The 11,589-nt window shown below is 59.6% G+C and carries 10 protein-coding genes and 2 pseudogenes; 3 read left to right on the top strand and 9 right to left on the bottom strand.

The annotated features are described in order from the left end of the window. Positions 1-87 precede the first annotated feature (87 nt). Positions 88-438 (top strand): hypothetical protein, encoded by a 351-nt coding sequence (locus tag ACPDZI_RS04360; RefSeq protein ID WP_076362456.1) that lies wholly within the window; start codon positions 88-90, stop codon positions 436-438. Positions 439-514: 76 nt separating this feature from the next. Continuing rightward, a complete protein-coding gene (locus ACPDZI_RS04355) occupies positions 515-868 on the top strand; it encodes a hypothetical protein (protein ID WP_276842080.1) in 354 nt (117 codons plus the stop codon). A 42-nt stretch (positions 869-910) separates the two neighbouring features. Here the strand turns inward: ACPDZI_RS04355 and ACPDZI_RS04350 are convergent. The 5 genes and pseudogenes from ACPDZI_RS04350 to rplU all read right to left on the bottom strand — a co-directional run bounded on the left by ACPDZI_RS04350 (position 911) and on the right by rplU (position 6,519). Next, positions 911-2,604: pseudogene (locus ACPDZI_RS04350) on the bottom strand (AMP-binding protein). A gap of 171 nt (positions 2,605-2,775) precedes the next feature. Then, positions 2,776-4,146, bottom strand: coding sequence for a YjiH family protein (locus tag ACPDZI_RS04345; protein WP_146062045.1), 1,371 nt, complete (start codon positions 4,144-4,146; stop codon positions 2,776-2,778). Between the two features lie 393 nt (positions 4,147-4,539). Further along, on the bottom strand, positions 4,540-5,742 hold the full coding sequence (gene cgtA / locus ACPDZI_RS04340) for an Obg family GTPase CgtA (protein ID WP_011704870.1): 1,203 nt from the start codon (positions 5,740-5,742) through the stop codon (positions 4,540-4,542). A gap of 190 nt (positions 5,743-5,932) precedes the next feature. After that, a complete protein-coding gene (gene rpmA, locus ACPDZI_RS04335) occupies positions 5,933-6,190 on the bottom strand; it encodes a 50S ribosomal protein L27 (protein WP_005339028.1) in 258 nt (85 codons plus the stop codon). A 17-nt stretch (positions 6,191-6,207) separates the two neighbouring features. Then, complete coding sequence (gene rplU / locus ACPDZI_RS04330) at positions 6,208-6,519, bottom strand: 50S ribosomal protein L21 (protein WP_005304210.1); 312 nt, start codon at positions 6,517-6,519, stop codon at positions 6,208-6,210. A 242-nt stretch (positions 6,520-6,761) separates the two neighbouring features. Between rplU and ispB the strand changes: the two are divergent. Further along, a pseudogene (gene ispB / locus ACPDZI_RS04325) lies at positions 6,762-7,732 on the top strand (octaprenyl diphosphate synthase). An 86-nt stretch (positions 7,733-7,818) separates the two neighbouring features. Here ispB and ACPDZI_RS04320 read toward each other — a convergent pair. The 4 genes from ACPDZI_RS04320 to hflX all read right to left on the bottom strand — a co-directional run bounded on the left by ACPDZI_RS04320 (position 7,819) and on the right by hflX (position 11,536). Beyond that, complete coding sequence (locus ACPDZI_RS04320) at positions 7,819-8,007, bottom strand: DUF2065 domain-containing protein (RefSeq protein ID WP_438834077.1); 189 nt, start codon at positions 8,005-8,007, stop codon at positions 7,819-7,821. Between the two features lie 111 nt (positions 8,008-8,118). After that, complete coding sequence (gene hflC, locus ACPDZI_RS04315; RefSeq protein ID WP_011704867.1) at positions 8,119-9,003, bottom strand: protease modulator HflC; 885 nt, start codon at positions 9,001-9,003, stop codon at positions 8,119-8,121. Positions 9,004-9,006: 3 nt separating this feature from the next. After that, entirely contained in the window at positions 9,007-10,158 is a 1,152-nt protein-coding gene (hflK, locus tag ACPDZI_RS04310) for an FtsH protease activity modulator HflK (RefSeq protein WP_005304223.1), read from the bottom strand. Between the two features lie 91 nt (positions 10,159-10,249). Further along, on the bottom strand, positions 10,250-11,536 hold the full coding sequence (gene hflX / locus ACPDZI_RS04305) for a ribosome rescue GTPase HflX (protein ID WP_011704865.1): 1,287 nt from the start codon (positions 11,534-11,536) through the stop codon (positions 10,250-10,252). Positions 11,537-11,589 lie beyond the last annotated feature (53 nt).

The raw sequence follows: 11,589 nt of genomic DNA, 5'->3' as shown, positions 1-11,589 counted from the left end.
GGCTGGTTATAACGGTGCCCCTATAGCGAAGGGGGAGCAATAGACTCCCCCCTCACTCTTTGTCACACCACACTGTTCAGGTTATCTATGTCAAAACATCTCGTTCTGTTCGGCGCGCTGACGCTGTCCGGCTGCTCCTTGCTGTCTCCCCCCGCTCCCACCGTCACCCCGGTGCACCTGGCCGATGCCAGCCAGCGCGGCTTCTACATCGAATGCAGCAGCATGACGGCCTGCTTCAAGCAAGCCAACCAGACCTGCCCGCAGGGCTACAAGGAGACCGACCGCCGTCAGCAGACCCTCTACAGCACCCAATACACGGCGGGCAGTTATGACGATGAGAAGAAGGTCTACAAGGCTGGCAAACCCTATCGCATGGCCAACACGGTTCACTCTCTGACCATCCAGTGTCCGGTCGATATGGGCATCACGCCGCGCTGATCTGCGCTTTGCGGCCGGCACGGGAAACCCAAATCCTGGCCGGCCCTTCTCTTGCCTCACCGAGAACGAGCCTCTTATGTCACCCAGAATATGCCTGCTGGGCAGCATCTTGCTGTCCGGCTGCGCCCTGCTGCCGGCACCCACCACCGTCACCGAACTCCCCGCCGTCAATCCCGCCCAGCAACGCTTCCAGATCGAGTGCGCTGGACTGGAAGAGTGCCAGCAGCAGGCGACACTGAGCTGCCCCCACGGCTATCAGCAAGTCGACCGAAGCAAGCGCACAGTTACCACTCACCAGATGAGCATGGGAGCCGCCGATCCGGTGACGGGATTTCGCCCTAGCTTCCCCCAGTCCAGCACCTTCACTACCCACATTCTGCTGGTGCAGTGCCCCCGCACACCGGCACAACCCCACCCGCTGGGTCGCTGACGACAAAGGGCCTGCAGGCCCTTTTTCCGGTATATCCATCACTCAGCCCGTCGCCTCGGCGTGCTGGCGGGCCAACTCGTCGCTCATCAGCTCCCGCATCCTGAATTTTTGCAGCTTGCCGGTCACCGTCATGGGGTACTCCTCCACGAATCGGATGTATCTGGGCACCTTGAAATAGGCGATGCGGGCCGCCAGGAACTGTTTCAGCTCCTCCTCGCTGGCCTCCTGGCGGGGTCTGAGCTTGACCCAGGCGCACACCTCTTCGCCATAGCGCTCGCTGTCGACCCCGAACACCGCCGCATCCTGCACCGCCGGATGATCGTAAAGACGCTCTTCGATCTCGCGCGGATAGATGTTCTCGCCGCCACGGATGATCAGCTCCTTGCTGCGCCCGACGATCCGCACATAGCCCTCTTCATCCATGATGCCGATGTCCCCCGAGTGCAGCCACCCTTCCTGGTCAATGGTTTCCGCCGTCTTGACCGAGTCTTGCCAGTAACCCTGCATCACCCCGTTGCTGCGACAGCAGATCTCGCCCCGCTCGCCGATGGTGACTATCTCTCCACTCGGGTCGACCAGCTTGATCTCAGTGTGGCCGATGGCGCGGCCGACCGTGGTGACCCGCTTGTCCAGCGGCGCATCGATGGCGGTCATGTGATTGATGGGGCTGCACTCGGTCTGACCGTAGGCGATGGTCACCTCGGTCATGTGCATCAGGGTCTGTACCTTGCGCATCAAGGGCTCGGGGCAGATGGCACCGGCCATGATGCCGGTGCGCAGGGAGGAGAGATCGAACTGGTCAAACTCCGCCAGCTCCAGCTCGGCGATGAACATGGTCGGCACGCCGTGCAGGGCGGTGCAGCGCTCCTCGCTCACCATCCGCAAGGTGGCCGCCGGATCGAAGGCTTCGGCCGGAAACAGGGCGCAGGCCCCCACGCTGATGCAGACCAGGTTGCCGAGCACCATGCCAAAACAGTGGTAGAGCGGCACCGGGATGCAGAGCCTGTCCTGCTCGCTGAACGCCATGCCTTGCGCCACCTGGCGGCCGTTGTTGAGGATGTTGCTGTGGCTGAGGGTGGCCCCCTTGGGGTTTCCCGTGGTGCCCGAGGTGAACTGGATGTTGATGGCGTCATCGGGGTTGAGGATGGCCGCTACCCGTACCAGCCAGGCTGGGTCCTGCTGATCGCCCAACGAGAGCACATCGGGGAAGTTGAGCATGCCGGCGCTTGGTTCCCCCCGAGCCGGATCACCATCTCCAGGCTCGGCAGCCGGGATGATGCGAGACGGCCGGGTGGGCAGTGCGCCAGCTCGGGGGCCAGCTCCCCCAGCATGGCGAGATAGTCGCAGCCCTTGAACGCACTGGCACAGATGAGGGCACGACAGCCCACGTTGTTGATGGCAAAGGCCAGTTCGTAGCTGCGGTAGGCGGGATTGATGCAGACCATGATGGCCCCGATGCGGGCCGTGGCGAATTGCACCAGGCACCACTCGATGTTGTTTGGCGACCAGATGCCGACCCGATCCCCCGGCCGGATCCCGAGCGCCAGCAGGCCCAGCGCCAATCTGTCTATCTGGGTCAGGTATTCACGGTAGTTCCAGCGGATCTGCTGGTGGCGCACCACCACTGCGGGCCGGTCGGGGAAACGTTCCGCCACCTGTTGCAGGTAGGCGCCTATGGTCTGGTGAAGCAGCGGCTGATCGCAGGGACCGGCCCGGTAGCTGAGCAGTGAGGTCATGGGGTGACTCCTGGCCACATAGGTTGGACGTGCCTACTGCTCGGCTGGCGTGTTTTTGCAGCCTGTTACATTAATGTAAAAACAAGACCTATAAAAGACTCACTTTGGTCTAATGCCGGCCATAAAAAAACGGCCAACCGAGGTTGACCGTGTGACAAGGGGCGAGCCGGATCAGAACAGCAGGTGCGCCACCCCGGCGATGACCGGCAGGGTGATCAGGGTACGCAGCAGGAAGATCACGAACAGCTCCCACAACTTGACCGGGATCTTGCTGCCCAGCAGCAGGGCGCCCACTTCCGACATGTAGATGAGCTGGGTGACCGACATGGCGGCGATCACGAAGCGGGTGATGTCGCTCTCGATGGTGGAAGCCAGCACCGCCGGGATGAACATGTCGGCAAAGCCCACCATGATGGTCTTGGAGGCCGCTTCTGCCTCCGGCAGTTGCAGCAGCTCCAGCAAGGGTACGAAGGGGGCCCCCAGCCAATTGAAGATGGAGGTGTGCTCGGCCAGCATCAGGGCGCAGGTGCCGATGGCCATCACCACCGGCAGCACGCCGAAGATCATGTCCAGCGCATTCTTCACACCTTCCCGTGCCACTGCCCCCATGTCGGTCATGCCCTCGGCCTTGGTCAGGGCCCGCTCATAGCCGTAGCTCAGCACGCTGTGCTGATGCGGCACCGACTCCTGCTTGCGACACAGGGGAGTACCGTCGCTGTAGACATCCTTCTTCCAGCAGAGCGGCGGCAAACGCGGCACCACGATGGCGGCTACCACCCCGGCCAGACAGACGGTCAGGTAGAAGGGCACGAACATGTGCTCCAGCCGAACCTGAGAGATCACCACCAGGCAGAAGGTGATGGAGACGGCGGAGAAGGTGGTGCCGATGACGGCCGCTTCCCGCTGGGTGTAGAACTTGCCTTCGTACTGTTTGCTGGTCAGCAGGATGCCGACGCTGCCATCCCCCAGCCAGGAGGCGAAACAGTCCACCGCAGAGCGACCGGGCAGACGGAACACCGGGCGCATGATGCGAGTCATCATGGTGCCGACAAACTCCAGCAGACCGAAATCGAGCAGCAAGGGCAGCAGCAGGCCGGCGAAGATGAAGACGGAGAACAGCACCGGCAGCAGATCGTGCAGCACCAGGCCACCGGTCGCATCGGAGCGCAGCACCTCAGGACCGGCTTCAAAGAAGGTCAACAGCACGAAGATCCCGCCCAGCACCCGCACGCAGGCCCAGAAGGGAGAAACGTTGAAAAGGCTGTTGAGGAAGGGGCGTCTGACCAGGATCGCCGGCTTGAACAGCCAGGCTACCAGCGTCATCAGCATGGTGGTGGTGATGATGGCGCTGACCATGGCCACCAGATAATCGGCAAACACCGTCTGTACCAGCTTCGCCAGCACGGCCACGGGGATGGTGACGTTTCCGTCATAGATGACGGGGGTCATGAACAGCAGGATCCCGATAAGTGACGGGACCAGGAACATCAGCACGTTGCGGCGGGTATTGAGCGCAGGTGCTTGCAGAGTCTTTTCCAGCATGGTCTACAGCCTTAATGTTACTTTTCCTTAGCCAGGCAAACCTGCATATCCATGCTTTCACCCGGCAAAACGGGCGAAAGAATACCCCAATAAAATGCACAAACAAGCTTTTAATGGATCATTTCAAGCATAAATATTTATACAGGCAAACCTTCCATAAGAATGCACGCAAGCAGATACGCATATCAATTCATTACGATTGGTTAGCACATTGTTTCAGCAAGGTTACATTCAGGTGCGCAGTATAATCAGTTGCGGTTGGCAGGCAATAAGTGACATAAGAAATATATCTATATGGTGATCCGGTCGATCCCCATAAAAAAACCGGAGCCTGGGAAGGCTCCGGTTTCTCAGCACCGGGTGGCGGTATCACGACCGCGCACGGGATGTGGGTCAGTCACGCACGTAGATGACTTCTACGCCATCATCGTCTTCGTCGTCCCACTCGTCGTCGTCCAGCGACTCATCAAACGCCTTGGAGGCAGCCAGCGCATCGGCTTCAGCCTTGGCCAGCTGGTTCTTGTGGTAGTCGTCCCACTTGAACTCCACCTTCTCGATGGCGTCTTTGGCATCTTCCGCCAGCTGACGGGGCATGGTATCCAGCAGGTCCAGGATGTCGTAGCAGACCTTCTTGGTCCCTTCCTTGCTGATGGCAGTGATGGCGTAGACAGGGCCTTCATGATTGAGGGCAGTCTTGACGCGATCCATCACTTCCTGCGCCTCTTCTTCCAGGATCAGGTCCATCTTGTTGAACACCAGCCAGCGCGGCTTGCTCGCCAGTTCCGGGCTGTACTTTTCCAGCTCCCGGACAATGGTCACCGCATTTTCGGCCGGATCAGAACCATCGACCGGGCAGATGTCCACCAGATGGATCAGCACGCGGCAGCGCTCGAGGTGCTTGAGGAAGCGGATACCGAGGCCAGCGCCTTCGGCGGCACCTTCGATCAGACCGGGAATGTCGGCGATGACGAAGGAGCGGGAGTTCTCACCACGCACCACGCCCAGGTTCGGTACCAGGGTGGTAAAGGGGTAGTCGGCCACTTTCGGACGGGCCGCGGAGACGGCACGGATGAAGGTGGACTTGCCGGCGTTGGGCAGACCCAGCATGCCGACGTCGGCCAGCAGCAACAGTTCCAGCTTCAGGGTACGCACTTCACCCGGGGTACCGTTGCTCTTCTGGCGCGGTGCCCGGTTGACGGAGCTCTTGAAACGGGTGTTGCCAAGACCGTGGAAGCCGCCCTTGGCGACCAGCAGCTTCTGCTCGTGGTGAGTCAGGTCACCCAGCAGTTCGCCGGTGTCTTCATCGCTGGCGCGGGTGCCGACCGGTACGCGCAGGATCCTGTCCTTGCCACGACGGCCGGTACAGTTGGCGCTCTGGCCATTCTCGCCACGTTCGGCGGCGTGAAAACGCTCGAAACGGTAGTCGATCAGGGTGTTCAGGTTTTCATCGGCAACCAGATATACGTCGCCACCGTCACCGCCGTCACCGCCGTCCGGGCCGCCGTTCGGAATGTACTTCTCACGGCGAAAGCTCACACAACCGTTACCACCGTCACCGGCATCGACTCGAATCTGGACTTCATCAACAAACTTCATAGGTAACCGTCACCTTAATTCGAAAAACCGATACGCAATTATAGTGGTACAGACCCCTGCGGGCGATACGCATCTTGCCAAGCATGCCCTTTCAGAGCCAGGGTCAGCTGCGTGCCGTTTTTTCGTAAACTGCTGCAGAAAAACAAAAGCCCCGCCTGTTGGCGGGGCTTCGGATCCTTGCGGTCCGTAATTACTCAGCAACGATGCTAACGTACTTACGGTTCAGCGGACCTTTAACTTCGAACAGGATTTTACCAGTCGCAGTAGCGAACAGGGTGTGATCCTTGCCCAGACCAACGTTGGTACCGGCGTGGAACTTGGTGCCACGCTGACGAACGATGATGCTGCCAGCCAGAACTGTTTCGCCGCCGAAACGCTTCACGCCCAGGCGTTTAGCTTCTGAATCGCGGCCGTTGCGGGATGAACCGCCAGCTTTTTTGTGTGCCATCTATCGTACTCCTCTAATTAAGCGCTGATGCCAGTGATTTTGACTTCAGTGAACCACTGACGGTGGCCCGCTTGCTTACGGTGGTGCTTACGACGACGGAACTTGACGATAGTCACTTTCTCGCCACGGCCGTGAGCCACAACTTCAGCTACAACCTTGCCACCTTCAACGAAAGGAGCACCTACTTTAAAAGTGTCGCCTGCAGCAACCATCAGCACTTCGTTGAAGTCGATGGTAGCGCCAGTCTCAACGTTCAGCTTTTCCAGACGAACGATTTGACCTTCGGCCACACGGTGTTGTTTTCCGCCGCTTTGGAATACCGCGTACATTTGATTAACTCCGTAAAGGCGTGTCTTTTGCTCAAGGCCAGACACGCGCAAAAACCTATAACAATGGGCCGGCATTCTACGCAAATCGATTTGCTCAGGCAAGGCCAATTTAGCAAAAAGTTTATTTTGTGCGCATATCTGCCGCCGTGAACAAACGCTTAACTGTAACCCATTGTGAAATCGTGTAGAATCCCCGCCATTGCTAAAATCGCAGTCATCACTGCCGTCACGTTACGAGACTTATGGACCAACAGACTATCCGTGCGCTCTGTGCCGCCGACATGACGGCGGTCAATGAACTGATCCTGGCAAGACTCCAGTCCGATGTCAGCCTGATCAACCAGCTGGGTTTCTATATTGTCAGTGCAGGCGGGAAACGGATGCGCCCCATGCTGACCGTCATGGCCGCCCGCGCACTGGGATACGAAGGTGAAGATCACCTGAAACTGGCAGCCATCATCGAATTCATTCATACCTCCACCCTGCTGCACGACGACGTGGTCGACGAATCCGACCTGCGCCGCGCCGCGAAACCGCCAATGCCCTGTTCGGCAATGCCGCCAGCGTGCTGGTGGGTGACTATCTCTACAGCCGCTCCTTCCAGATGATGAGCGAGCTCTCCAACCTGCGGGTGATGGAGATCCTCTCCGATGCCACCAACACCATCGCCGAAGGGGAAGTGTTGCAGCTGATGAACTGCAACGATCCGGATACCACCGAAGAGAGCTACATGACGGTCATCTACTGCAAGACCGCCAAGCTGTTCGAAGCCGCCACCCGCCTCGCCGCCGTACTGACTCATCAGCCAGATCCCGTCGAGCAGGCGATGACCGACTATGGCAAGTATCTGGGCACTGCCTTCCAGATCATCGACGACGTGATGGACTACTGCTCCCAGAGCGACGAGATGGGCAAGAACGTCGGCGATGACCTGGCCGAAGGCAAACCGACCCTGCCGCTGCTGCGGGCCATGGAAGTAGGTAGCCCGGAAGAGCGCCAGCTGGTGCGCGATGCCATCGAGCACCGCAACGGCATGGAGCACCTCGACCGGATCCTGGCCATCCTCGACCGTACCGGCGCGCTGGAATACTCCCGCATGCGGGCCCGGGAAGAGGCCGACAAGGCTATCGCGGCCCTCGCCATCCTGCCGGACTCCCAGCACAAGCAGGCATTGGCAACACTGGCCCACATGGCTGTGCAGCGTAGCGCCTGATACCACTCGGTGCACAATAAAAAAGAGGCCCTTTGGCCTCTTTTTTATTTCCGGGAAACACAGTCTGGCTCACTCATCACCATCCTCTATCGCGCCAGCGCCCACAGAATAACGGCCCCGGCCACCACTAGACAGCCGCCGATGCTGCGCAGCTGCTCGGTGGGCTGCTCGCTCAGCAGCCGCAGCATCTGTTGCCAGGCGCGCGGCATCAGCAGCGGTCCCAACCCCTCGAACAGCAACAGCAAGCCCAGTCCCATCAAGATGGATGTCAGCATCACCTATCCTCTCAACCACCATGTCCACAAGCTGCCGGAACACCGGCAAGCCCATGACAGCCAAACAAAAGGGCCTGAATCATCAGGCCCTTGGGTATCATTGCGACTCGCTTACTGCTTGCTGCCGTGCGGCGACTTGAGATAGCGGAAGAACTCGCTGTCCGGCTTGAGGACCATCAGGTCATTGCCACCGGCGAAGCTCTTGCGATAGGCCTCCATGCTGCGCACGAAGCTGAAAAACTCGGGGTCTTTCTTGTAGCTGTCGGCATAGATCTTGGCGGCCTCGGCATCCCCTTCACCACGCAGCTGACGGGCGTTACTCTCGGCGTCGGCGATCATCACGGTCACCTTGCGGTCGATGTCGGCACGCAGGATCTCGGCCTGCTCGCGGCCCTGGGAGCGATGCTCACGGGCTACCGCAGTCCGCTCGGCACGCATCCGCTGATAGATGGAGCTGGAGACTTCCACTGGCAGGTTGATCTGCTTGATGCGCACATCCACCACCTTGATGCCGAGCTCGGAGGAGCGCGCCATCTTCATCAGGGCATCTTCCATCACGGTACTGCGCTCACCGGAGACGATGTCCTTGATGGTGCGGTTACCGATCTCGGAACGCAGACCGTTGTTGATCTTGCGCTTGAGCAGGTCTTCGGCCTGGATCTTGTTGCCACCACCGGTCGCCAGGTAGTACTTGGAGAAGTCCTCGATCTTCCACTTCACGTAGGAGTCGATGATGAGGTCCTTCTTCTCGGATGTAACGAAGCGATCCGCCTGGCCTTCCAGGGTCTGGATGCGGGCATCCATCTTGCGTACCTGGTCGATGAGCGGCACTTTGAAGTGCAGGCCCGGTTCGTACAGGCGCGGTTCACCGGAGTCGACCCGCTTCACCTTGCCGAACTGCACGACGATGCCCTTCTGACCTTCATCGACGATGAAGACCGACGAGAAGCAGACCATGGCGGCCACAGCGATGACACCAATAGCTATCTTTTTCATCTATTAGTTTCTCCCTGAGCTGAAACGGTCGCCGCTACGCAGCGGAGTCGGAGTGGAGTTGGCCCCTTCGTTGGACGGCGGGGTCTGTTCCACCACCGGCGCACCCGCCGGACGGGCCGGTTGCACTGCGTTCGCCTTGCCGGAAAGCTTGTCGAGCGGCAGATAGATCATGCTGTTGTTGCCAGCCGGCATGTCGACCACCACCTTGTTGGCCTGCTGATACAGCTCTTCCATGGTCTCCAGGTAGATACGATCGCGGGTCAGCTCGGGCGCAGCCTGATACTGGGGCAACAACTCGTTGAAGCGAGCGACTTCACCCTTGGCCTTCAGCACGATCTGGGACTTGTAGGCTTCGGCCTCCTGCTCCAGACGCTTGACCTGGCCGCGGGCCTTCGGCTCCACTTCACGGGCATAGGCTTCGGCTTCACGAATGAAGCGCTGTTCATCTTCCTGGGCGGAGATGGCGTCATCGAAGGCGTCTTTCACCTCTTCCGGCGGACGTGCCGGCAGGAAGTTGACGTCGACGATCTGCAGACCCATGTGATACGGCTCGATGATGCTGTCGATCACCTGCCAAGTCTCCTGGCGCACCTTCTCACGACCAGTGGTCAGCACGTCATCCATCCGGGTGTGGCCCACCACGTAACGCAGGGCGCTGTCGGTGGCCTGGCTCAGACTCTCGTCGGCGTTGGTGACGCTGAACAGATACTGCTCCGGGTCGACCACGCGATACTGCACGTCCATCTCGACCCGCACCACGTTCTCGTCCTGGGTCAGCATGAAACCGGAAGCCGGCAGGGAGCGGACCGATTCCACGTCCACTGGGATCACCCGGTCGATGAAGGTCGGTTTCCAGCGCAGGCCGGGATCCACGTTGTGGGAGTATTCGCCAAAGCGCAGCACCACGCCCCGCTCGGCTTCACGAATGGTATAGAAGCCGCTGACGACCCACACCACTACCGCCACCACCAAGGCGATGGAGAGGCCAAACTTGCCTACATCGCCACCACCAGACTTGCCGCCACCGAGCAGACCACCAAAACGGCGGCTCACCTTGCGCAGCATCTCGTCCAAATCAGGGGGTCCCTGATTCTTGCCGTTGTTCCCCCAGGGGTCACGGTCTTTGCCGTTGTTACCAGGCTCATTCCAAGCCATCAGCGTCTCCATTAATACATGCGGATGGATATCATCTCTATCGGGCCATCAACCGTTGATGAAGCCAGCAAACATTCATCTCATCGACGAATCAATGCCTGATAAAGCGTTGTAAACTCTCACCTTCTTGTTTCATGAGGCGGTTCCAGTCAGCCAGTTGCAGGCGGACTTCCAACACAAAATCCCCCTCCTCGCTGAAACCTTCCTGCTCGATGCCCTTGAGGCGATAGAGCGCACTGCGCAATCTGGCGGCCGAAGGCGGCAACTGCAGGGTGTGGTGCACCATGGATCCGGCCAGCAATTCAGTCAGGGCCGTAAACAGGTCTGCACATCCTTCCCCGGTCTGGGCTGACAGCCAGACCCGCACCGGGCGCCCCTCTTCGTCACGCTCCAGCCCGACCGGATGTTCACCCAGCTTGTCGATCTTGTTGCAGATCATCAGCTGGGGTCGGTCATCGGCTTCGATCTCGGCCAGCACCTGCTGCACCGACTCGATATTTTCCTGCATCTGCTCATCGGCACAGTCCACCACGTGCAGCAGCAGGTCCGCTTCGCGGGTCTCCTGCAGCGTCGCCTTGAAGGCCGCGACCAGATCATGGGGCAAGTGTCGAATAAATCCAACTGTATCCGCCAGAATCACATCACCCACATCCTGGATCACTAATTTGCGCAGGGTCGGATCCAAGGTTGCGAACAATTGGTCGGCAGCATACACGCTGGCAGCTGTAAGTTGGTTGAACAAAGTGGACTTTCCGGCGTTGGTGTAACCCACCAGAGAAACGGTCGGCACCTCGTTGCGGTTGCGGGCACGACGCCCCTGCTCCCGCTGCTTGGCCACCTTGTCGAGCCGACGCAAAATCGCCTTGATGCGCTCACGCAACAGGCGACGGTCGGTTTCCAGCTGAGTTTCACCCGGGCCGCGCAGGCCGATCCCGCCCTTCTGACGTTCAAGGTGGGTCCAGCCTCGCACCAGGCGAGTAGAAAGATGGCGTAACTGGGCCAGTTCGACCTGCAACTTGCCTTCGTGGGTACGGGCGCGCTGGGCAAAGATATCGAGGATCAGGCCGGTCCTGTCCACTACCCGGCACTGGAACAGACGCTCCAGGTTGCGCTCCTGGGCAGGGGTCAGGGCATGGTTGAAGATGACGACGTCGGCATCCAGCATCTGGACCTGGGACGCTATCTCTTCAGCCTTGCCGCTGCCGACAAAAAATTTGGCGCTGGGCGCACTGCGGCTGGTGGTGATCACCCCCAGCGCATTGACCCCGGCCGAGCTCACCAGCATCTTGAGCTCTTCCAGATCCTCCCGCTCACCCTCATCACTGAAGTTGACATGTACCAGAACGGCCTGTTCGCCGGCTTCATAACGGTCAAACAAGCGCTTGCTCCTTGACAGGAATCATGATGAATCTGGGTTGACGAGTCGCCTCG

This window comes from Aeromonas oralensis (assembly GCF_049665575.1).
Taxonomy (GTDB): domain Bacteria; phylum Pseudomonadota; class Gammaproteobacteria; order Enterobacterales; family Aeromonadaceae; genus Aeromonas; species Aeromonas hydrophila.
Note: the sequence above shows the minus strand (reverse complement) of the source record. Positions and strands in the feature narration are given on the sequence as shown.